The following is a 22,280-nucleotide window of genomic DNA, read 5'->3' as shown; positions in this document are numbered from 1 at the left end:
CGGACGGAGCCCGCATGACGACGCGATACGCTCGCGCGTGCTTCGCCGCGTGGATGGCCGCGCTCACCGCGACCTACTACGCCTGGCCCGCCTCGCACGTGTTCTCCTGGGCCGCTATCGGGCTCTCCGGTGCCGCCGCCGTGGCCGTCGGCGTCCGCGCCCACCGGCCCGCCCAGCGCCTGCCGTGGTACCTCATCGCCGTCGCGCTGGTCTTCTTCGTCGCCGGCGACACGATCTACTACGCGCAGACCGCGCTGAACCTGCCCGCGCCCTTCCCCGGCCCCTCCGACGTGCTCTACCTGCTCGTCTACCCGCTGCTCGCGGGCGGCCTCGCGCTCTTCATCCGGGCCCGCTCCGGCGAGGCGAACCGCGCCGCGCTGCTCGACGCCCTCGTGCCCACGGTCAGCCTCGGTCTGCTGTCGTGGGTGTACCTCATCGCCCCGTACACCCGGGCCACCGACCTCACGCTGGCCGAGAAGGCGGTGTCGGTCGCGTACCCGCTCGGCGACGTGCTCGCGCTGGCGATCCTGCTGCGGCTGCTCACCGCACCCGGGCGCAAGCCCGCCGCGCTGGGCCTGCTCTCGCTGAGCATCGTCGGCGTGCTCTTCTCCGACGTCGTCTACGGCCTGGCCCGCCTCGACAGCAACTGGGCCGTCGGCGGACCGGTCGACCTCGGCTGGATCATCTTCTACGCCGCCGCCGGCTGGGCCGCGCTGCACCCGTCCATGACCCGGCTCACCGGCGACGGCACGCCCGCGACGGCGCCGGTACCCGCCGGCGGCCGGCACCTCGCGCTGCTCACGGTCGCTGCCCTCATCGCCCCGGCCGTGCTGCTCGCCCAGTACCTGCAGGGCGGCGTCACCGACGCGCCGGTCATCGCCGCCGGATCCGCGCTGATGTTCGTGCTGGTCATGGCCCGGGTCGCCGGGCTCATCACCGAGCAGCGCCAGGGCCAGGAGCGCGAGCACGCCCTGCGCCGGGCGACCTCGGCGCTCGCCGCGGCCGCCACCGGTGACGACGTGCTCGCGGCCGTCCGCGACGCCATCGCCATGATCATGCCCGCGGAGCGGCCGTACGCGCTGAGCACCGGCGAGCCCGAGCCGCTGCCCGACGCCACCACCGTCGAGCTGGGCGTCACCATCGCGCCCGGCGGCGACACCCCGTACGCGCTGCACACCGCCATCGTGCTGCCGGGCAACCCGCCCCGGCGCCGCACCGTGCGGCTCGAGGCCCCGCTCGCCACGCTGCGCGCCGTACGCCCGGCCGTGCAGGCCCTGGTCGGGCAGGTCGCGATGGTCGTCGAGCGCATCGAGCTGGCCACCGAGATCAGCCGCCGCGACGGCGAGGCGTACTTCCGGACCCTCATCCAGAGCGCGGCCGACGTCATCCTCATCGTCGGCGACGACGAGCGCATCCGGTACGCCAGCCCGTCCGCGGCCGCCCTCTTCGGCTGGACCGACCTCACCGGCGCCCCGCTGACCCGGCTCGTCGCCGACACCCACCACGACCGCCTCGCCGCCGCCCTCGAGCGGGCCCGCAGCGGGCTCGGCGACGGCGTCGACCTCACCGCGGTGTGCGCCGACCGGCGGCTGCTGCAGGTCGAGTGCACCGGGCGCGACCTGCGCGACGACCCGACCGTCCGCGGCATCGTGCTGACCGTCCGCGACGTGACCGAGCGCCGCCGGCTGGAGAACGACCTGGCCCACCAGGCGTACCACGACGGCCTCACCGGGCTGGCGAACCGCGCGCTGTTCCGCAACCGGCTGGACGAGGCGTTCACCCGGTCCTGCCGCGACGGCGCCGAGCTCGGCGTGCTCTTCGTCGACCTGGACGACTTCAAGGAGGTCAACGACTCGCTCGGGCACGCCGTCGGTGACCAGCTGCTGGTGGCGGTCGGGCAACGCATCGCCGCTGCCGTCGCGACCGGCGACACGGCCGCCCGGATGGGCGGCGACGAGTTCGCCATCCTGATCGCCCAGTCCGGCGACGCCACGGCGGCCGAGCGGACCGCCGAACGGATCGTCGCCGTGCTCGCCGAACCGTTCGAGATCAGCGACGGCCTCGGCGGCACCCACGTGGTCGGCGGCGCGGCCAGCGTCGGCGTCGCCACGAGCGCCGACGCGGGCAGCCCCACCGAGCTGCTGCGCCACGCCGACCTCGCGCTCTACCTCGCCAAGGGCGCCGGCAAGGGCACCTGGCAGCGTTACCGCAGCGACCTGCACACCGCCATGGTGGAACGGCTGGCGCTGCGCACCTCACTGCTCGAGGCGATCGACGCCCGCCAGTTCGTGCTGCAGTACCAGCCCATCGTGGACGTGCACACCCGCGACGTCGTCGGCGTCGAGTCGCTCGTACGATGGCAGCACCCGGAGCGGGGTCTGCTGAGCCCGTACCATTTCATCGATCTCGCGGAGGAGAGCGGCGCGATCGTCGGCCTGGGCGAATGGGTGCTGCGCGAATCGCTGCGCCAGATCGCCGAGTGGCGCGCCACCGCACCGGAATCGTCCCCGCGCTACGTCAGCGTCAACGTCTCGGCGCGGCAGTTCCGCCAGCCCGGCTTCGTCGACCGGGTCCGCGCGGCCCTCGCCGAGACCGGCACCGAACCGGAGTGGCTGCTGCTCGAGATCACCGAGAGCCTGGTGCTGCGCGACGCCGAGCAGGTCTGCGCCGACCTGGAGACGCTGCGGGCGCTGGGCGTACGCATCGCGATCGACGACTTCGGCACCGGATACTCGTCGCTGAGCTACCTGCGGCAGATCCCCGTCGACGTCCTGAAGATCGACAAGTCGTTCATCGACGACATCCTCGGCAGCGGCCGCCAGCGCGCCCTGGTCGACGCGATCGTCACGCTGGCCCGCCACCTCGACCTCACGGTGGTCGCCGAGGGCATCGAGGACCCGGCCCAGCGCGCCATGCTCGCCGGCATGGGCTGCCCCTACGGCCAGGGATACCTGTTCTCCAAGCCGGTCTGGCCGGCCGAGGTGCCCGCGCTGGCCGAGTCCGCCCTCGCCGCATAATCGGCGCGTGAGTGTTCTCGACAACCCGGTGTGGGCCGCGCTGAGCGGCCCGCACGCCGGCCACGCCGACCGGTACGGCCGCAGCGCCCGCTACGACCCGGAGGTCAGCCCGTTCGCGGCCGTCGACGACCCGACCGACGAGAGCGCCTGGGACGACCTGCGTACCCTGATCGGCCCCGGCAACCGGGCACTGCTCGCCGGTCCGGGCCTGACCCCGCCACCGGGCTGGGTGTCCGACGGCGGCGTACCGGGAGTCCAGCTCGTCGGCACCGATGACGCCGGCGCCGTGGACCCGTCCGCTGAGCCGCTGGGCGAGACGGACCTGCCGGAGATCCTGGACCTGGTGGCGCGGACCCGGCCGGGACCGTTCCGCAAACGCACCATCGAGCTCGGCGTCTACGCCGGCATCCGCCGCGACGGCGTGCTCGTGGCGATGGCCGGTGAACGCATGCGGGTGCCGGGGTACACGGAGATCAGCGCGGTGTGCACGGATCCGGCGTACCGGGGTGCGGGGCTGGCCGGCCGGCTCGTGGCGCACGTCGCGGCGGGGATCCGCGGCCGGGGCGAGGTGCCGTTCCTGCACGCGGCGGCGGACAACGTGGGGGCTGTGCGGTTGTACCGGAGGCTCGGGTTCAGCCCGCGTACGGAGGTCCGGTTCATGTCCGCGACGGCCGCCTGATCGCGTTCCACGTCGGCGGCAGCGTGCGTCTTACGCCGGCGGCGGCGTGCTGAGTGCTCGCCGTACCGTTCGCCGGGCGTCTCGCCAGGCGACGAGTGCGGTGCCCAACCGTGGCGAGGCGACGGCCTGTCCGCGGCGCCGGGCCCGGACCTGCGTCACCAGCCACGCCGGCGCGTCGATCCGCTCGACGGCCGCGCTCTTCGTCAGCAGGTCGCCGTGCTGCAGCGCGTACCGGCCGCGCGCCATCGACGTCAGGCCGAGGTCGGCGAGTCCCGGGCCCAGCCACAACCACGGCCGGCGCGCCGCCCACGCCCAATAGCCGGTCAGCTCGGCGCGGGCGGCCTCGCGGACGTCGTCGTCGCTCATCGGCGGCAGCACCTCGCCGGGCGCGCGGCCGAACACGGCGTACCCGTGGCGCACCAGCTCCGCACGGGTGACCCCGGACATGATGCGCTGCACGAACAGCCCGTGGGTCCACGTCGGGTGCGGCAGCGTGGGATCAGTTCGGCGGGCGCTGTCGACGTACACGCAGCCCAGCCGCAGGCCCGCCGCGGGACCGTCGTCGAACCGGCGGTGCAGGGCGACCAACTCCCGCTGCCGCGCCGAGGCCACCGGCCCTTCCGTCAGCGCGACGAGGTCCAGGTCGCTCACGCCGGGCACGTGGTCGCCGGTCGCCAGCGAGCCGGCGACCAGCAGATCGGTCACCCAGCCGAATGCCGCGAGCTGCTCACCGAACTCCGCGACAGCGCGCACGCCGACCGTCATGCGGCGCAGTCTATTGGTGACAGATGTCAGCGGCGTCCCGCGGCGCCGCGCACTACCGTCGGTGGCAACGACGACCATCGGGGGACGCGATGACTGAGCAGGCCGGACGGGCAGGGGCACTTCAGGGGCGTGGACCGCGATGACCGGGACGCTGCAATCCAGCCGGACGGCGGTCATGGTCTGCCAGGGCCGGGCGGCCGCCGACGGCCTGTTGGCGCCGGACCGCTTCGCCGACCCCGTCGCCATGACACTGCTGCGGGCCGCGGAACGCGAACCCGTCCAATGGGTACGCGACGACGCGCGACCCCGGCCGTGGCCGCAACGGCTCGACTTCGAGACGGTACGCGCCCACGCCGAGATGATCGTCCCGCGTACGGTGGCCATCGATGACGCCGTCCGCGCGGCCGCCCACCCGCAGCTGGTGATCCTCGGCGCCGGGCTCGACGGCCGCGCCTGGCGGATGCCGGAGTTCACCGTCTTCGAGGTCGACCATCCGGCCTCTCAGCAGGACAAACGCGACCGCGCCACGGACCTGCCCGGCCGGCCGCCGAGCTACGTGGCGGTCAACCTGGGACACGACCCGTTGGGCACGGCGCTGGCGGCGGCAGGGCATCGCAGGGACCTGCCGACGACCTGGGTCTGGGAGGGCGTGGTGCCGTACCTGACACCGGAACAGGTCGCGGCGACGGTCGCGCAGGTCGCGGAATGCTCAGCATCGGCCGGCCGCCTCATCGTGAACTACCAGAGACCCATGCCGTCGGCGGCCCTGGGCCGGCTCGTCTCCCGGGCGCTCACCGCCTCGGCCGGCCGGCGCAGCGTCTGGTCCCGCGAACCGTGGCGCTCCACATGGACGCCCGAAGCGATGGCCGAGCTACTGGGACGACACGGCTTCCACGTCGCCGCGGACGTGCACCTGATGGAGGTCGCGGAACAGGTCGGTTCGCCGACCGGGCACCGGCGGTCGCTGCAGCACGGCCGGATAGCGGTCGCCGACCGGTCCTGACGACCGCCCGCCGCGACCCGCTGCTGCCCGCTGCCCGCTGCGCGCCACCCACTGCCACCTGCTGCCACCTGCTGCCGCCCGCTGCCCGCTCGCTGCCCGCTCGCTGTTGTCCCAGCTCGCCTTCGGCCGCCGCTGGTCGTCGCCGCGGCCTCGCCATCCGTCAGCCGGCGCCCGCCGCTGGTCGTCGCCGCTGCCTCGCCATCCGTCAGCCGGCGCCCGCCGCTGGTCGTCGCCGCTGCCTCGCCATCCGTCAGCCGGCGCCCGCCGCTGGTCGTCGCGCGCAGCCCCGCCGCCCGCCGCTGCCCGCCGCGCGCAGCCCCGCCGCCTGCTGGCCGCCGCGCGCAGCCCCGCCGCCTGCTGGCCGCCGCCTGCTGGCCGGCGCGCGCCGTCGTTCCAACCCGCCGGCCGACGTCGCCGCCCGCTGCGCGCCGCCGGGTCAACCGGCGAGGACCCGGTTGGTGAAGGCGGCCAGGTTGGTCATCGCCCGGTCGATGCGCTCGGCCAGCGACAGCGTCTCCTCGCGCCGCACCAGTCGCATTCTGGGCTGCCGCCGGCCGCGCAGGTACAGCGAGCAGGCCAGGTCCGCGCACAGGTACTCGCCGACCGAGTTGCCGCGGCGGCCGGCCGGGCCGGCGAGCGGGGCCACGAACAGCGCCACGCCCGAGGCCGCGTGGTCGGTCAGGCAGATGCGGCACATGCTCGAGCGCATCGCGCTGGAGCGCACCGCCCCGGGCCGCCGCAGCACCAGACCCGTCGGGTCCGGCTCGCCCGGCACGACGAGCAGCGCCCGCTGCGGCGCGCCCGGGTCCGTCCAGCCGAGGAAGTCGAGGTCGTCCCACGGCACGGCACCGTCGGCGAAGCCCGCGGGCATGCGGATCCGGGACGCGTCCCCCTTGCTGCAGTTGACGAAGGAGGCGCGGATCGCGCGTTCATCGAGGGGTTCCACCCGGCGAGGGTAGGCGAGCCGCCCGGCGGCGGTCAGCCGATTTTGGGCCGGCCGCGGCGCGTGCCCGGGACGCGTGCCGTGAAAGTGGAAGGCCCCGTGGAAGACCGACCCGGCGAACCGTCCGGCGCTGTCCGACCGGGCCGGCCACATGCAGGTCGGCCACATGCAGGCCCGCCCCCGTCCAGACCGGCCCCGTCCAGACCCGCCGCATGCAGGCCCGGCCCCGTCCAGACCGGCACGTCTAAACCCGCCGCATGCAGGCCCGGCCCCGTCCAGACCGGCACGTCCAGACCCGCCGCATGCAGGCCCGGCCCCGTCCTGGCCGGCCACGAACGGCTGACCACGAACAGCCCGCCATGAACAGCCCGCCATGAACAGGCCGCCATGAACGGGCCGCCATGAACAGGCCGCCATGAACGGGCCGCCATGAACGGCCGACCCTGAACGGGCCGCCACAAACGGCCCGCCACGAACGGCCCGCCACGAACGGTCGGTTACGCCGGGACGGGCCGGGTCGCGGTGCGGCGGGTCCAGCTCGGGCGCCGGGACAGGCCGACGGTCAGCAGCACGATCGACAGCAGCGGCAGCGGGTGGCCGACGACGAAGGCGATGGCGAGGTCGGTGAGGCCGCCCGCCACCGTCATCACGAAGACCCAGCGCGGCGCGGTGCCCAGCGGGGTGAGTGGGCGGTCCCGTACCCGGCCCCACGGTTTCGCCACCGACAGCCAGCCCTGGAAGGCGATCGCGGACGCCATCAGGGCGGTGGCTGCGATCTGGGCCGGCGCCGGGCCCGCCGTGGCCGAGTGCTCGAGTGTCGGGGACAGCAGGAAGATGCCGAGGAACAGCTGGACGACGGTGATCGTGAACTTGATCAGGACCCAGCGGTGCCGGAAGAAGCCCCACGGGGTTGCCGCCGCCAGCATGATGCCGGTGAACGCCGAGGCGTCGGCCATCGGGCCGACGAGCCGGCCGTCGACCTTGAGCGCCATGGCCGTGGCGGCGTCGCGGACGGACGGCTCACCGGCCGCCAGACCGGCCGCCAGCAGCAGGCACAGGGTCATGGCCTGCGCCATCCAGCCTACGGAGGTGAGGATGTGCAGCCACACGGTGAGCTGGCGCCACGTCTTCGTCATGGCGTCCATGCTCTCGGCGGCCTCGCCGTGCGACATCCGAGACAACCCGGACGACGTGTCAGGGAGAACCCGTATTCACTCCCTGAAAGCGACCTCCTTCGCCTCCACCGTCCCCGCCGTGCGCCCCGGCGCCCGGTGGTTGGACCAGTACAGGTTGGTGTGCGCGACCACCTTGTCCGGCGTCGGCGCGCCCCACGGGCTCTGGTCCTCCGTGGTGTGCGCGTCGCTGACCAGGATCGCGTCGTAGCCGCGGGCGATCGCGCCGTGCAGCGTCGAGCGGATGCACTCGTCGGTCTGGGCGCCGCAGAGGAACAGGCGCCCGACGCCCAGACCTCTCAAGGTCTCCTCGAGGGTGGTCTCCTCGAAGGAGTCGGCGTACGTCTTCTCGACCAGGGGCTCGGCCGGTGCCTGGCCCAGCTCCGGGACGATCTGCCAGCCGTCGCTGCCGCGGGGCATGTACTCGCTGTTGTGCTGGACCCAGACCACCGGGACGTTCTCCGCCCGGGCCTTGTCGACGAGGTCCGCGACGGCGGCCACCACGGCGTCGCGTTCATAAGCTCCCTCGACCACCGCGTTCTGCACGTCGACCACGAGCAGCGCGGTGGCGGGCCGGTTCTCCAGTGTGCTCATGGGCGAACCGTAGACCCACCCACCGACAAAACTCAGAGCTGCCCGTGATTGGGCGGCGGTACGTCGGCCAGCTCGTACGCGCCCAGGTGGTGGTACTTCCAGTCGAGCGGGTCGTGCACGCTGTGGGTACGGGCGTTGCGCCAGTGCCGGTCCAGGTCGTACTTGGCCGCCGCCGAGCTGGTGCCGCACATCTGGAACAGCTCGGACGCCGCCTCGAGCGCCACCTCGCTGCCGAACGCCTTGGCCGCCGCGACCGCGAGCGATCCCCGGGCGGCCTCCTGCGCCGACGCCGGGATCAGGCCCACCTCTTCCAGGGTGCGCGCCGCGTCAGCGAGCAGCGCCTCGGCGGCCCGGACGCGCGTGGCGATCCGGCCGTAACGGTGCAGCACGTGGGGGTCGTCCGCTGCGGTGGCGGCTCCCGCGCGGACGGCCTCGGTGGACGGCCGCGCCTTCTCGCGCAGGTACGCCCGGGCGTCGCGCAGCGCTCCCCCGGCGATGCCCACCTCGATCGCGGCGTGCACGAGCTGGGCGCGGGCGCCGAGCTGCTGGGGGACCTCGTACGCGCCCGCGTAGTCGAGCACGTGCGGGACCGCGACGTCGTCGAAGGTGGCGGTGCCGCTGATGGTGGCGCGCTGGCCGATGACGTCCCAGTCGGTGTCGACGGTGACGCCCGGCGCGTCGCGGGGCACGAAGGCCAGCACGAGCCGCCCGGTGTCGTCGAGGGCGCTGACCGCGATCCACGCCGAGGTCAGGGCGCCGGTCGTGTAGTACTTGCGGCCGGTCAGCCGGCCCGCCGACAGCCGGGTTCTCAGGTCCTGGGCGTGGGTGCCGCCACGCTCGGCGAGGGCGTTGCCGATGCGCCGGCCGGCTCGCACCTCGCCGTACAGGACGGACCGGGTCTTGTCGTCACCGTGCACGGCAAGGACGTCGACGAGCAGGTAGTGCGCCTGCGGCACCTGGGCGATGGCCGGGTCGACCGCGGCGATCGTCCGGGTGACCTCGGCGAGGGCTGCCGGTCCGAGACCCGGACCGCCGTCGGCGGCCGGGACGGTGACGGCGAGCAGGCCCGAGCCGTCGAGGGCCGCCAGCGCCTCGACGGGTACGCGCGCAGCACCGTCCCGGTCGCGCTGGACGACGCCCGGCGTGAGCACCTCGGCGAGCTCCCGGGCGGCGGACACGGCGGCGGCGTGCGAGTCGATGGTCACGGGCCGATCTTAGGGAAGGGTCCCGCTCCCCGGGCGCACCGCAGCCGCACCCGTACGGCACCCGGAGGCGGGTTCCCTGAGACGGCCGACCATCGTCAGGATTCGAGGACCCATGCACGCACGCAGCTGGAAAGCCTTCGCGATCGCGATGGCCGTGGTCATCGCCGGGTACCAGCTGATACCCGACGACGCCGTGTGGGTGACGTGCTGGCAGGTGGGCGTGGGCTGGGCGGGCACGGCCGCGATCGTCGTCGGCGCCCGGCGGCTGCCGCGCCACGACCGGCTGCCCTGGTGGTGCTTCGGCGCCGGGATCTTCGCGAACTCCACCGGTATCGCCGTCGCGGTGTACGCGGAGAACGTCCTCGGCTGGGTGGACCTGCCGACGCCGGCCGACCCGTTCTTCCTGCTGCTCTACCCCGCGTGTGCGGCCGGGCTGGCGGTGCTGATCCGGCGCCGGGAGCCGGGGCGTAACTGGACCGCGATGGTCGACGCCACCACGATCACCACCGGTCTGGGCCTGCTCGCCTGGGTGTACGTCATCGAGCCGGCCGCGAGCCAGGCCGACATGTCGCTGTTCGGCCGCAGCGTGCAGGTGGCGTACCCGGTCGGGGATCTGCTGCTGCTCGCGATGCTGACCCGGCTGCTGCGGTCCGGCGGGGTCCGGGGCGCGTCGTTCTGGTGGATCGCCGGCGCGCTGGGCGGGTTCCTCGCCGGCGACACCACCTGGGTGGTCCTCGGCAACCTCGGCGACGCCGGGTGGGCCCTCGAGGAGATCCAGTGGTTCCGCCGGAGCATCGACATGATGTTCCTGAGCGCGTTCGCGCTGGCCGGGGTGGCGGCGTTGCACGCCGACGCCCGGGACATGGGCCGGCCGGTGACCCCGCGCCCGCCGCGGCTGAGCCGCATGCAGCTGCTGGCGCTCACCGGCGCCACGCTGATCGCCCCGGCCATCCTGGCCGGTCAACTGGCCTCGGGCCAGGTCAAGGACGGCCCGGCGATCGTGGTCGGCTCGACGGCGCTGTTCCTGCTGGTCGTCACCCGGATGGCCCAGTTGGTACGGCAGGTCGAGCAGCAGTCCCGCCAGGTACGGGAGCTGTCGCGCACCGACGAGCTGACCGGCCTGCCCAACCGGCGCGCCTGGAACGACGAGCTGCCCCGCGCGCTGGAACATTCCCGGCGCGACGGCGCGCCGGTGTGCGTGGCCGTCCTGGACCTCGACTGGTTCAAGCAGTTCAACGACAGCTACGGGCACCCGGCCGGCGACCGGTTGCTGAAGGAGGCCAGCGCGGCCTGGCACGGGGCGCTGCGGACGGTCGACACGATCGCGCGGTTCGGCGGCGAGGAGTTCACCGTGCTGCTGCCGGGCACGGACGCGACCGCGGCGCTGGCGGTGCTGGAACGCGCCCTGGCCGCCACGCCGCTGGGGCAGACGTTCTCGGCCGGCGTCGCGGCCTGGGACGGCATCGAGACGTCCGACCAGCTCATCGAGCGCGCCGACGCCGCCCTGTACGAGGCCAAGGACGGTGGCCGGAATCGCATCGTCCCCGCCAAGCCCCGGACGTACGCGCATATGCGCAGCTCAGCATAGGTCCGCGGTGCCGCGCCGCAGGCGGCGTCGGGCCCGCGGGACCGGGTAGGGTGGGGCCCGCCCGAACCCCGACCGTGCCCGGAGTGTCCCCTTGCGAGCAACCGACGAGATCGAGCGGTCACCTGCCGCCGGCGGGCCCGCCGAGCACGACGCCGGCGGCGGACATCGGTTCGGCTCCGTCGAGGTGCTCGCCGTCCTGCTCGTGCTGCTGGTGGTCTTCCGCAACCCGCTCGCGTCGCTGATCTCGGACGCCCGGCTGCAGACCTGGACCACCGTCTTCGTGTCGGTGCTCGTGCAGGCGGTCCCGTTCCTGGTGTTCGGGGTGGTGCTGTCCGCGGTGATCGCCGTGTTCGTGCCCCGCTCGTTCTGGGCGCGGGCGCTGCCACGGCATCCCGCTCTGGCCGTGCCGGCGGCCGGGCTGGCCGGCGTGGTGCTGCCCGGCTGCGAGTGCGGCAGCGTACCCATCGCCGGGTCGTTGATCCGCCGCGGCGTGACGCCGGCGGCGGCACTCGCGTTCCTGCTGGCCGCGCCCGCGATCAACCCGATCGTGCTGACCGCGACCGTGGTGGCGTTCCCCGGGCAGCCGATGATGGCGGTGGCGCGCGGCGTGGCCAGCCTGGTGGTGGCGGTCGCGATGGGCTGGCTCTGGCTGCGCCTGGGCCGCACCGAGTGGATCAAGCTGCCGCACCGCCCGGACCTCGAGGGCCTGAGCCGCGGCAACGCGTTCTGGGCGGCCGTCCGGCACGACCTCATGCACGCCGGCGGCTTCCTCGTGGTCGGGGCGGCGGCCGCCGCGACCATCAACGTCGTGGTGCCCGAGCGCTGGCTGAGCAGCCTCGCGGGCAACGCGGCGCTGTCGGTGCTGGCGCTGGCGATCCTGGCCGTCCTGCTGTCCATCTGCAGTGAGGCCGACGCGTTCGTCGCGGCCTCGCTGTCGCAGTTCTCGCTGACGTCCCGGCTGGTGTTCCTGGTGGTGGGCCCGATGGTGGACCTCAAACTGATCAGCATGCAGGCCGGCGTGTTCGGTCGCCGCTTCGCGGTCCGCTTCGCCCCGGCCACGCTGGTCGCGGCGATCGTGGTCGGCACCGGCGTCGGGGCGGTGCTGCTGTGAACCGGCAGGCCCAGGCGGTGGTCATGCTGCTGCTCGGCGGGGCGGTGCTCAAGGCCAGCCTCGGCGACCTCTACCTGCGCTACGTGAAGGAGGGGCTGCAGCCCTTCCTGATCGGCGCCGGCGCGCTGCTGGTCGCGGCCGCGGTCATGACCCTCTGGTACGACCTGCGCCCCCGCCGGACCGCCGCAGCCAGCAACGACGACGGGGACGGGGACGGGCACCACCACGAGCCGCGGATCGGCTGGCTGCTCATCCTGCCCGTGCTCGGCCTGCTGCTCGTCGCCCCGCCGGCGCTCGGCTCGTACGCGGCGGGCCAGGCCGGCAGCGTGCTCACCGCGCAGAATTCCGCCTCCGACTATCCCCCGCTGCCCGTCGGCGACCCGGTCGACGTGGGGCTGCTCGACTACGCGTCCCGGGCGGTCTTCGACCAGGGACGCAGCCTCACCGGCCGCACGCTGCGGCTCACCGGCTTCGTCACGCCGGGGCCCGGAGGGGAGCCGATGCTGGCCCGCATGGTGCTGTCCTGCTGCGCCGCCGACGGCCGCCCGATCAAGGTGGGGCTGACCGGTGCCGGCCCGTCCGCCGTCGCCCCGGACACGTGGGTGCAGGTCGTGGGGGCGTACACGAACCGGGTCGGCAAGGACCCGGTGAACGACGCCGACGTGCCGTACCTGCAGGTGACCGGCTGGCAGGAGGTCACCCCGCCGAAGCAGCAGTACGAATGACCGGCCGTGGACGGCTGCTGGGCGGCGCTGGGCTGCTCGTGGCCCTGGTGGCGGGTGGCGTGCTCCTCGCGTACCCGATGAAGGACGACAAGCCCGCGCCCCCGGCCCGGGTGGGCCTCGCCACGGCCTGGCCGGACGCGCAGCGTGCCGAGCTGCCCGGCAACGTGCCGGACGGGCCGATCTACCACCCGCTCGCCTTCCTCGACGCGCGCACCAGCATCGGCACGGCGGCCAGCCCGGAGGGCACCCACGAACGGCTCGTGCTGCGCGCCGCCGACGGCTCGATCCGCGAGCTGCGCCGCCGCCCGCTGTCGGCCCGCCCGGAGTTCGCCACGATGGCGGTGTCCGGCGACGACCTGGTGTGGACCGAATCGGTGGACGGTGGCCGGGCCGAGGTGTGGACCGCCAGAACCGGCGGCGAGGGCGTACGGCGCCTCACCCGCGACACCGGCGACCCGGTCTTCTACGGCTCCCAGTGGGACCTGGTGGTCGCCGATGGGCGCGCGTGGTGGGTCGCCGCGGCCAAGGACCGGAAGGTCACGGAGATCAGGTCGGTCGCGCTCTCCGGCGGGGCCGTGACGGTACGCCGTGAGCCCGGCACCTGGGCGTTGTCGGCCTGGCCGTGGCTGACCGACGGACCCGGCGACCAGACCGGCACGAGGGCGCTCCGGTCGCTCACGGACAACCGCGAGCTGCGCATCGAGACCACCGGCACGGAGCTGAGCACCTGCGTCCCGTCCTGGTGCCGCGTCCTGGTGATGACGACGGGCGGCCTGGCCCGCATCGACGCCATGCACCCGGACGGCACCGCCCGCCGCCGCATCGCCGGCAGCACGGCCGGTGCGGCCATCACCGACGTGGCCATCCTCGACCGGTTCGAGATCCTGTCGGAGGCGACGCCGGCCTCGGACCTGACGGGCACGGAAGGCCTGCTCGTGCACGACCTGCGAACCGGCCGCACGGTGGACGTGACCCCGGCGTCGGCGGGAGCGTTCGCGCGGAACGGCATCCTGTGGTGGGCGACGGGCGACCAGGACTCGCTGGTGTGGCACACCTTGGACCTGCGGACGGTCTAGTGCGTTGACCACGAACGTTCACCGGGTCGGCGACACACCGGTGCACGTCCGCCGGTAGTTGTTGCCGAAGGCTCACTCTCAACGGCGGTGATATCGGTCGTTGAGAGTGAGGTGGCGGGTTGGCCGAGCCGGTCAGGGCACGGCGGTTGACGCAAGAAGAAGGCCGCAAGCTGCAACAACTTGTCCGTAGAGGCAAGCACGATTCGGTCCGGGTGCGCCGGGCGTTGATCATCATGGCGTCCGCGTCCGGGACACCGGTCCCAGCGATTGCGAACCTGATCGCCGGGCACGAGGACACCGTCCGTGACGTGATCCACTCGTTCAACGAGATCGGTCTTCGCGCGCTGGACCCTCAGTGGGCGGGAGGCCGTCCCCGCCTGATCAGTGAGGATGACATCGCGTTCACCGTCGCGACGGCCACGGCCCGCCCGAGCACGCTCGGGCGGCCCTTCACCTGCTGGAGCCTGCGCAAACTCGCCGACTACCTGGCCACCGACGCCGCCCGGCCGGTCGTGGTCGGCCGGGAACGGCTGCGACAGATCCTGCGCCGCAACGAGGTCAGCTGGCAGCGGACCCGGACCTGGAAGGAATCGAAGGACCCCGACTTCGGCGCCAAGCTCGATCGGATCGAGGAAGTCACCACCCGGTTCCCGAACCGGTGTTTCGCGTTCGACCAGTTCGGCCCTTTGTCGATCCGCCCGCACCACGGCCGTGGCTGGGCACCACGCTCGCATCCGGACCGGCTGCCCGCGACCTATCACCGCACGCACGGCATCCGTTACTTCCACGGCTGTTACAGCCTCGGCGACGATCAGCTCTGGGGCGTGAACCGGCGCCGTAAAGGCGCAGATCACACCCTGTCCGCGCTGAAATCGATCCGCCGGGCGCGGCCGGACGGCGCCCCGATCTACGTCATCCTGGACAACCTGTCGGCGAACAAGACCCCGATGATCCGGGCCCGGGCCGCCCGGAACAAGGTCGAGCTGTGCCTGACGCCGACCAGCGCGTCCTGGGCGAACCCGATCGAGGCGCAGTTCGGGCCGCTACGCATGTTCACGATGGCCAACTCGAACCACCCGAACCACACCGTTCTGGCCCGCGAGCTGCAGAAATACTTGCGATGGCGTAACGCCAACGCCCGCCACCCCGACGTCCTCGCAGCGCAACGCCGCGAACGAGCCCGGGTCCGCAGCGAACGACAACAACGCTGGGGCCGGCCCCGGGCCAAGGCCGCCTGACCGATCAGACCCGGTGAACGTTCATGGTCAACGCACTAGCTCCGGTCCCCGGATCATGTCCGTTGCGCCCGCTCCTGGCGTGTCGATGTCGGCGGCATCAGCGTTCTTGACAACGGCGGCAGCATTCTCGCCGCCTGTGACAGCTGACCGATCTGACACGCCGACGAAAGACATAGGCCATGAAGAAGACCATCAGTTGGGGCGCGGTGGCGCTCGCCGGCGCCTTCATCACCGGCTGCGCCAACTCGGGCGCGTCCGGCGCCCGGGCCGAGCCGGCCGCCCTGGAGCGGGGCCGCGCCCTGTACCACCAGGTCAGCAACAGCCTCTACGGCACTTCCGCGGACCGCCTGGCAGCCGAGAAGGCCACCGCCGCCCGCTTCCAGGGCGCCCTGGCCGCTTGCATGAAAGACAAGGGCTTCACCTACCGGCAGGCTCCGTCCGAGCAGCAGAACGGCGGACCGATCGGCCCCGATGACCTGTCCAGCCTCACCGAGATCAGCGACGACTTCGGCATCGCCACCGCCAAGCGCCACCAGGCCGAGGTCGCCGACATGCTGCGCACGGCTGACGAGGCCAACAAGATGACCGCAGCGGAGGAGGCGCGGTACGGCAAGGCCGTCGGCAGCTGCACCGGCGTCGCGGCAAAAGCCGAACAACAGGTCTCCCCCGCCGTCCCGGCCGACATGGGCAAGGAGCTGGCCGAAATCTTCCGTGAGGTGGAGAAGTCGCCGGCAGTCGCTGACGCCCTCGCCGCGTACGGCCCCTGCATGAGCGCGGCCGGGATCGCGGCGAAGGACCGTTCCCACGCCTACGAATTGGCCTTGGCCGAGTTCCCGCCCGCCGACCGTGGCGTGGCCGCCATGGAAGCCGATCCGGGCTGGGCCGAGGCAGTGGCCTTCGAGAAGGAGGCCGCCGCCGCGGATGCCGCATGCCGCCGGCCGGCTCAGGACCAGGCGTTCGCAGCTGCCGCACCGCGCCTCCAGGCGTTCGTCGCGAAGTACCAAGCGCAACTCGACGCCGCACACGCCGACTGGGCCGAAGTCCGCGCTCACGTCTGACGGCCCCTTCGGGCGTCTACAGTGGCAAGCTGCTTCTCCGGGTCGCTGAGCGGAAGGGTTGTGTGGGCCGTACCGTGGTCGTCTGGGTTCTTCTCGGTGCTCTTGCCACGGCGGTGGTCGCCACCGTCGTCGGCTGGGGAATCAACCAACTGCCCGCCCTGGACGCGCGAGTGTCCGCCAGGAAACGGATCTGGCTCGCCGTGGCCCTGACGGTGGTCGCCGCCCTGACGGCGGCGGGGGTCTCCCTCGCCAGTTCCGACGGGAGCGCCACAAGCGCCGGCACGCCCCGCACGGCGGCGGCCTCTGGGTCGGGCACGCCGAGCACTTCGGCCCCCGCACCGTCGCCGGCCCCCAGCGACCCGGCCACCGCCACCACGACGTCGAGCGCGACCGGTGACGGGACCGCGGCTGTCACGTACCTCTACCGTTTGCCGGGCAACTCGGCCGGCCAGCCGGGCCCGCAGCGGGGCCCGGCGGACGTGCGGCTCGGCGGTCAGCGCTATGCGCGGTCGACCGGCATGTGGACGCAGTGCGGCGGGGAGGCCGTACCCAAGGTGTCGTTCTTCACCGGGCACAAGTATCAGCGCCTGGTGGGCACGCTCGGCATCGCCGATTCGGCGCCGGCCGGGTTGTCGGTGCAGGTCCAGGTCTACGGGGACGACGGTGTCTGGCAGTGGTTCACCGTCAGGCACGGCGAATCGCTTCCCGTCGACCTGGAGATCGGCCGTTTCGGCACGGTGGCCCTCACCGCGACGTCGGCCGGTGACTGCCCCGACACGAGCAAGCCGTTCGTGTACATCGGCGACGGTGGCGTCGTGTGACGCGGGCGGCGGGCCGGTCAGGAGACCGCCGCGCGGATGAGCTCGATGACCTTCTTCTCCACCTCGTCGTTCCAGGTGCGCAGGGCGTACGCCACCGGCCACAGGTCGCCGTCGTCGAGGTTGGCAGCGTCCTGGAAGCCGAGGGTCGCGTACCGGTACTTGAACTTGGCGGCGTCCTGGAAGAAGACCACGATCTTGCCGTCCGCGTTCGTGTAGGCGGGCATGCCGTACCACGTCTTGGGCGTCAGGTCGGGGGCGGCCTTCGTCACCGCCAGGTGGACGCGCTCGGCGAGCGCGCGGTCCTCCGGCGGCAGCTGGGCGATCCGGTCCAGCACCTGCTGGAGGCCGTCGGCCTTCTTCGCGCCCTTCTTGCCCTCGGCGCGCAGCTCCGCGGCGCGCTCCTTCATCGCCGCGCGTTCCTCGGCGCTGAAGCCGTCGGTGCGCTCCTCGTTCTCGGGCATGGTCCCGTCCCCCTCGCTGTCGGCGGCCCGGCAGGTCACCGGCCTTGAGGGGAAGACTAGGAGCGGCACCGACGGCGGTGCTTCTTGAAAACGATCAGACTGCCGGTACGGGTGAGCTCAGCTGCCGACCGGTCCGCCGTCGAGGCGCCACGTCACGACCACCGCGGGCTTGGCGAAGTCACCGTCCGGCCAGGTCGACGCGGGTTTCTCCAGTGACGCCCCGGTGATCTCGCCCGGGTGCTGCACCGCCGTGAACACGGAGCGGTCGTCGGCGGTGATGAAGGGCCCGCACGTCTCCGCGCCCAGCGGCACGGTGAGGAACTGCTTGAGGTGGCCGCGTTCGGGGCCCTCGATCGCCGTGGCGAACAGGCCGTCGTTGCTGCCCAACGCGTTGCCGTCGGTGGAGATCCACAGGTTGCCGGCGCTGTCGAAGGCGACGTTGTCGGGGCATGAGATCGGGGACACGGCGGTCTTGTCGTACCCGGCGAAGTAGGTCGACGGGTCCGCCGGGTCGCCGCAGACGATCGGCAGCGTCCAGGTGAAGGTCTCCGCGGTGTGGTCGCCGCGGTCCTCGGTGATCTCGAAGATCTGGCCGTTCTTGTTGGCGACCCGCGGGTTCGCCTCGTCGACGCCCGGGTTGCTGCCGACGCCCCGGTTGCTGTTGTTGGTCAGCGCGGCGTAGATCTTGCCGGTGACCGGGCTGGGCTGGACGTCCTCGGGGCGGTCCATCTTGGTGGCGCCGACCGCGTCCCCGGCCAGGCGGGTGAAGGTGAGCACGTCGGCCGCGCTCATGCCGGGCACGTACGACCGGGTGCCGGAGACCAGCTTGATCCACGTGCCGGTGCCGCCGAACGCGCCGTCGGAGGGCAGCTTGCCGGAGCCGTCGATCTCCGCGGCGGGGCTGTCGCCGGCGAGCCGGGCAACGCAAAGCGTGCCGGACTCCAGCAGCGTGAGGTTGTGCCGGCGGTTGCCCGGGATGAACTTCTTCGCCGAGACGAACTTGTACAGGTAGTCGAAGCGCTCGTCGTCACCCATGTACGCGACGACGTGCCCGCTCCTGGCGACGATGACGTTGGCGCCCTCGTGCTTGAGCCGGCCCAGCGCGGTGTGCTTGCGCGGACGGCCCTGCGGGTCGAGCGGGTCCACCTCGACGACCCAGCCGAAGCGGTGCGCCTCGTTCGGGTGCCTGGCCAGGTCGAAGCGCTCCTGCGCGCGTTCCCAGCGCCGGGAGCCGCTCGGGTAGCGGGCGGTGGTGCTGATGCCGTACCGGGCGAGCTTCGGCTTGAGCTCGTCGGGGGCCTGGTCGCCGCCGACGAAGTACTGGTTGAAGTTCTCCTCGCCGGACAGCACCGTGCCCCACGGGGTGACGCCGCCGGAGCAGTTGTTCAGCGTGCCGATCGCGCTGGTGCCCTTCGGGTCCGCGGCCGTCTTCAGCCACGCCGAGCCCGCCGCCGGGCCGGTGAACGCGAACGGGGTGGCCAGCGCGGTGATCCGCCGGTTGTACGGCAGGTGCCGGCCGCGGGCGGGGCGCCACTGGCCCGTCCCCCCGACCCGCTCGATCTCGACCACGGACAGGCCGTGCGCGGCCATGGCGACCTTGAGCTGGTCGACCGTCATGGCCTCGAGGGTGGTGAAGCCGGGGAACATCAGCTCCTCGTTGGTGTACTCGTGGTTGACCACGAGCAGCGCCCGCCGCCCGTCGCGGCTCAGCGGCACGACGCCGACGAAGTCGTTGTTGTAGCCGAACTGGGCGGACTGCCGCTCGGCGCTCTGGTGGTGCACGTCGAGCGCGGGCGCGCCGGGCAGCACGGGGTCACCCCAGCGCAGCACGACGGCGGTGTCGTAGCCGTTGGGCACGACCAGGTTGTCGAGCTTGTTCGGCGGGATCGGCTTGAACGTGAGCGCCCCGGCCTTGCCCTTCGTGAGCGTCTCCGGCAGCACCTCGGGCACCGCGGCGGGCGCGGCGGCGGCCGCGGGTGCGCCCGCCGTCGCGGCGATGCCCAGGACCAGGGCGCCGACGGCGCCGGCGCGGACGACGCCGCGGCGGGTCATGCCGTCGGAGATCACGTCACCGACGTAGGGGTTTCCCGACCGGTTCGGTACGGGGTGGTCGCACGCGTTGCCGCAGCGGTAGAGGCACGTCATGGCGTCGCGCCCGCTGTGGCCGGCCGGGCCGAGCAGCGGTAGCGGGCGGGGTCGTTCGGTCATCGCGGTGTGGCTCCTCGCAGGCTGGGTCAGCACCCGTCACGGACGCTGGCTCGGACGCTAGGAGCCCGGGATGAGTCGCAGCCCGACACAAGGTGAACGCCGCATGAACGAGTCAGGCGCCGGCCAGCCCGGCGACCTCGTCCGCGCAGCCCCAGGACAGCGTCATGCCGGCGCCGCCGTGGCCGTACGCGTGCACCACCGTCCCCTCCGGACGCCGCTCCGCCTCGACCCGCGGGCCGCCGTGGCGTGCCGGGCGCAGCCCCGCCTTCTCCCCCAGCACCGGCGCGCCGGCGAGCTCCGGTACCAGGGCCACGCACCGCGCGATGATGGCCTCGCGGGTCGCCGGGTCCGGTGTGGTCGACCACTCGCCTGCGTCGTAGGTGCCGCCGAGCACGACGTCGCGGGTGCGCGGGTGCACGTACGTGCCGGGTTCGCCCTGGTCGCGGACGGACACCGTGATGCCGGGGTTGGCGACGAGGACGATCTGCCCACGAACCGGGTGGACGGCGGGGTCGCCGCAGAGCGCCCCGGCGGCCAGCCCGGTGGCGTTGACCACGATCGGGGCCTCGGCGAGCGCCTCCTCCAGCCGCTGCGCGCCGCGCTCCACCACCCGCCCGCCGGCACGCTCGAAGCGGTCGCGCAGCCAGGGCAGGTAGACGTCCATCTCGACCAGGGGCGCCTCGAAGCGCACCTCGCGCGTCCACGGCGCGGTGGCAGCCCGGTACGCCACCTTCCCGGCGGCCGCGGCCCACCACGGCTCGCCGGTCGAGCCGTCGCGTTCGAGGTTGCGGGTCTGCCGCATCAGCACCCCGGGCACGCCGTCGCGGGCCTCGCGCCGGAAGTGCTCGTACGTCGCCCCGGCCCACCGCAGCACCCGCGGGTCGAAGTCCGTGCGGGTCGGGTACCAGACCGCCGCGGCGACGGCCGACACGGTGTCCAGGGGCCCGGCGGGGCTCCACAGCGTCACGCCGGCGCCGCGTCGGCGCAGCCGCATCGCCGCCGTCAGCCCGATGATCCCGCCGCCCAGCACGACGACGTCCGTCATCCCGTCATCCTCCCGCAACCCGATCCTGAGTACCGGAGCTCAGTAGTCCCGGCCCCGCGCGCGGAAAGCTCCCGGTCATGGAAACCACGCCGCAGCCGTACCGGGTGGCCGGCTAGATCCGCTCCAGCGTGGCGGGGTCGGGCTCGCCGTCGTAGAAGCGGTCGAGCACCTGCCGGAAGGGGCCGCCCCGCTCCTCCCCCGCGGCCTCGGCGAACAGCGTCATCGAGGAACGCAGCTTCAGGTCGTCGGGGTAGCCGAGGATCTGCTCGGCGGTGCGCCCCTCGACGGCCAGCAGCGCCTCGGCGCACTCGGTCAGCCGCCGGCCCAGCACGGGGTGGGCCAGGTAGGCGCGGGCCTCGGCGAGGTCACGGATCGCGTACCGCTGGGCCGTGGGGCTGGAGCCCAGCCCGGCGATCTGCGGGAACACGAACCACATCCAGTGGCTGCGTTTCGAGCCGGCACGCAGCTCGGCGAGCGCCCGGTCGTAGGTCGTGTCCTGCGCCTGCACGAACCGCTCCAGCTCCGACATGCCGATCATCGTGCCACGCCCGGATCGGCGGGCAGGCCGAGCACCGCCGCGGCCCGCCGGCAGCGCTCGGGGTCGGTCAGGACCTCGGTCGAGTCCACGGCCTGGTCGATGGTGCCGGGCAGGGTGCCGATCGGTCCGCCGCGGCGCCCGCCCAGCCGGCCGAGCAGCGCCCGCACCTCGGCGTCCTCGACCGCCGAGGTCAGCGCGGTGACGAACCGGTCGCCGCCGAGCACCCGGATGTCGCGGGTGAAGTACGGGCGGGGTGCCGGGTCCACGCCCGGGGCGAGGCCGAGGTCGTTGGTCGCGGCGGCGAGCACGCTAGCGGCCCGGACCAGGGCGTCCTCACGGTCGCGCCAGCCGGTCGCGGCCAGGGCCTCGGCAAGCGGGGGTCCGGCCTGCGCGGCGAGGTCCAGGCGGGTGAAGGCGGTGCCGAGCCATTTCGCGTACGGGGCCCAGCGCCGCTCGATCAGGAACGCGAGGCGCATCAGCTCGCGCACGAGGCGGGCCGTGACGACACGCGAGCCCAGGTCGTCCCCGGCCGCCCCGGCGCGCGACGGGAACGCCTCCTCCTGCGCCACCCGGAGCCAGCCCGCGGCCAGCGCGTACCGCCAGATGTCGCGTGGATACCAGGACAGCGCGGCGCGGCGGCGGGCCAGCTCGCCGTCCGGGTCGTGGAAGACCGCCCCGGCGGTGAGCGTGGCCAGGACCTGCGTCGGGCTCACCAACCAGTCCGTCAGGGTCATGCCTGCGGCGGGGTCCGCGCCGAGCCGGGCTCTGAAGTACGCGGCGGCCGTGGTCACCTCGACCTGGCCGGGCAATCCGCTCAGGTCGGGCGGGGCCGTGCCCGGCGGCAGGAACAGCTGCACGCGCGGGCCGAAGTCGTGGTCGGGTGACACGTCGTCGTCGAATCCGAGCACCTCCGACCCCGGTCCGAGCAGGGCCGCGGCGTGCGGGGTGCCGTCGAGCAGCGGCCGGACCGCCCGCTCGTAGAAGCGCTGGGCGAGATCGAGTCCGGACACGACCGTCACCCTGACGGCCGGTC

Annotated in this window: 20 protein-coding genes; 10 read left to right on the top strand and 10 right to left on the bottom strand. The window is 73.4% G+C overall.

Annotated elements, in window-relative coordinates; genetic code table 11:
• Positions 1–14 precede the first annotated feature (14 nt).
• Positions 15–3,017, top strand: coding sequence for a putative bifunctional diguanylate cyclase/phosphodiesterase (locus tag IT780_RS01070; protein ID WP_199509441.1), 3,003 nt, complete (start codon positions 15–17; stop codon positions 3,015–3,017).
• 7 nt (positions 3,018–3,024) lie between these two features.
• A complete protein-coding gene (locus IT780_RS01065) occupies positions 3,025–3,696 on the top strand; it encodes a GNAT family N-acetyltransferase (RefSeq protein ID WP_199509440.1) in 672 nt (223 codons plus the stop codon).
• A 30-nt stretch (positions 3,697–3,726) separates the two neighbouring features.
• On the opposite strand, the gene IT780_RS01060 is transcribed toward IT780_RS01065, so the two are convergent.
• On the bottom strand, positions 3,727–4,461 hold the full coding sequence (locus tag IT780_RS01060; RefSeq protein ID WP_199509439.1) for a nucleotidyltransferase domain-containing protein: 735 nt from the start codon (positions 4,459–4,461) through the stop codon (positions 3,727–3,729).
• A gap of 139 nt (positions 4,462–4,600) precedes the next feature.
• Here IT780_RS01060 and IT780_RS01055 point away from each other — a divergent pair, with 139 nt between their 5' ends.
• Positions 4,601–5,464, top strand: a complete 864-nt coding sequence (locus IT780_RS01055; protein ID WP_199509438.1) for a class I SAM-dependent methyltransferase — start codon at positions 4,601–4,603, stop codon at positions 5,462–5,464.
• 436 nt (positions 5,465–5,900) lie between these two features.
• Here the strand turns inward: IT780_RS01055 and IT780_RS01050 are convergent, their stop codons facing one another.
• From IT780_RS01050 to IT780_RS42960, 4 genes are all read right to left on the bottom strand, one after another.
• Positions 5,901–6,410, bottom strand: a complete 510-nt coding sequence (locus IT780_RS01050; RefSeq protein WP_199509437.1) for an FBP domain-containing protein — start codon at positions 6,408–6,410, stop codon at positions 5,901–5,903.
• A gap of 494 nt (positions 6,411–6,904) precedes the next feature.
• Positions 6,905–7,543, bottom strand: a complete 639-nt coding sequence (locus IT780_RS01045) for a hypothetical protein (protein WP_233412033.1) — start codon at positions 7,541–7,543, stop codon at positions 6,905–6,907.
• 75 nt (positions 7,544–7,618) lie between these two features.
• Positions 7,619–8,173: an isochorismatase family protein gene (locus tag IT780_RS01040; RefSeq protein ID WP_199509436.1), complete on the bottom strand. Its 555-nt coding sequence runs from the start codon at positions 8,171–8,173 to the stop codon at positions 7,619–7,621.
• Between the two features lie 32 nt (positions 8,174–8,205).
• On the bottom strand, positions 8,206–9,378 hold the full coding sequence (locus tag IT780_RS42960; RefSeq protein ID WP_199509435.1) for an acyl-CoA dehydrogenase family protein: 1,173 nt from the start codon (positions 9,376–9,378) through the stop codon (positions 8,206–8,208).
• 112 nt (positions 9,379–9,490) lie between these two features.
• On the opposite strand from IT780_RS42960, the gene IT780_RS01030 reads away from it, so the two are divergent.
• The 7 genes from IT780_RS01030 to IT780_RS01000 all read left to right on the top strand — a co-directional run bounded on the left by IT780_RS01030 (position 9,491) and on the right by IT780_RS01000 (position 16,995).
• Positions 9,491–10,966, top strand: a complete 1,476-nt coding sequence (locus IT780_RS01030) for a GGDEF domain-containing protein (protein WP_233412032.1) — start codon at positions 9,491–9,493, stop codon at positions 10,964–10,966.
• A gap of 109 nt (positions 10,967–11,075) precedes the next feature.
• Positions 11,076–12,077: a permease gene (locus IT780_RS01025; protein WP_199510024.1), complete on the top strand. Its 1,002-nt coding sequence runs from the start codon at positions 11,076–11,078 to the stop codon at positions 12,075–12,077.
• Positions 12,074–12,802 (top strand): TIGR03943 family putative permease subunit, encoded by a 729-nt coding sequence (locus tag IT780_RS01020; protein WP_199509434.1) that lies wholly within the window; start codon positions 12,074–12,076, stop codon positions 12,800–12,802. Before IT780_RS01025 ends, IT780_RS01020 begins: the two co-directional genes overlap by 4 nt.
• Positions 12,799–13,878, top strand: a complete 1,080-nt coding sequence (locus IT780_RS01015) for a hypothetical protein (protein ID WP_199509433.1) — start codon at positions 12,799–12,801, stop codon at positions 13,876–13,878. Before IT780_RS01020 ends, IT780_RS01015 begins: the two co-directional genes overlap by 4 nt.
• 119 nt (positions 13,879–13,997) lie before the next feature.
• Complete coding sequence (locus IT780_RS01010) at positions 13,998–15,116, top strand: IS630 family transposase (protein ID WP_199509432.1); 1,119 nt, start codon at positions 13,998–14,000, stop codon at positions 15,114–15,116.
• A 179-nt stretch (positions 15,117–15,295) separates the two neighbouring features.
• The gene (locus IT780_RS01005; RefSeq protein WP_199509431.1) at positions 15,296–16,174 is read left to right on the top strand and encodes a hypothetical protein; all 879 of its coding nucleotides are present in this window, start codon (positions 15,296–15,298) and stop codon (positions 16,172–16,174) included.
• Between the two features lie 62 nt (positions 16,175–16,236).
• Positions 16,237–16,995 carry a hypothetical protein gene (locus IT780_RS01000; protein ID WP_199509430.1) on the top strand — a complete coding sequence of 253 codons (759 nt, stop codon included), beginning with the start codon at positions 16,237–16,239 and terminating at the stop codon, positions 16,993–16,995.
• Positions 16,996–17,012: 17 nt separating this feature from the next.
• Here IT780_RS01000 and IT780_RS00995 read toward each other — a convergent pair whose 3' ends face one another.
• From IT780_RS00995 to IT780_RS00975, 5 genes are all read right to left on the bottom strand, one after another.
• Complete coding sequence (locus tag IT780_RS00995) at positions 17,013–17,456, bottom strand: iron chaperone (protein WP_199509429.1); 444 nt, start codon at positions 17,454–17,456, stop codon at positions 17,013–17,015.
• Between the two features lie 117 nt (positions 17,457–17,573).
• Entirely contained in the window at positions 17,574–19,664 is a 2,091-nt protein-coding gene (locus IT780_RS00990; RefSeq protein WP_199509428.1) for a PhoX family protein, read from the bottom strand.
• A gap of 112 nt (positions 19,665–19,776) precedes the next feature.
• Entirely contained in the window at positions 19,777–20,709 is a 933-nt protein-coding gene (locus tag IT780_RS00985) for an FAD-dependent oxidoreductase (RefSeq protein ID WP_199509427.1), read from the bottom strand.
• Between the two features lie 112 nt (positions 20,710–20,821).
• Positions 20,822–21,238 (bottom strand): DUF1810 domain-containing protein, encoded by a 417-nt coding sequence (locus IT780_RS00980; RefSeq protein WP_199509426.1) that lies wholly within the window; start codon positions 21,236–21,238, stop codon positions 20,822–20,824.
• Between the two features lie 5 nt (positions 21,239–21,243).
• Positions 21,244–22,257 (bottom strand): DUF4037 domain-containing protein, encoded by a 1,014-nt coding sequence (locus IT780_RS00975; protein WP_199509425.1) that lies wholly within the window; start codon positions 22,255–22,257, stop codon positions 21,244–21,246.
• Between the last annotated feature and the right edge of the window lie 23 nt (positions 22,258–22,280).

Origin of the sequence: Nucisporomicrobium flavum, assembly GCF_016464385.1 — a bacterium.
Lineage (GTDB): Bacteria > Actinomycetota > Actinomycetes > Mycobacteriales > Micromonosporaceae > Actinoplanes > Actinoplanes flavus_A.
Note: the sequence above shows the minus strand (reverse complement) of the source record. Positions and strands in the feature narration are given on the sequence as shown.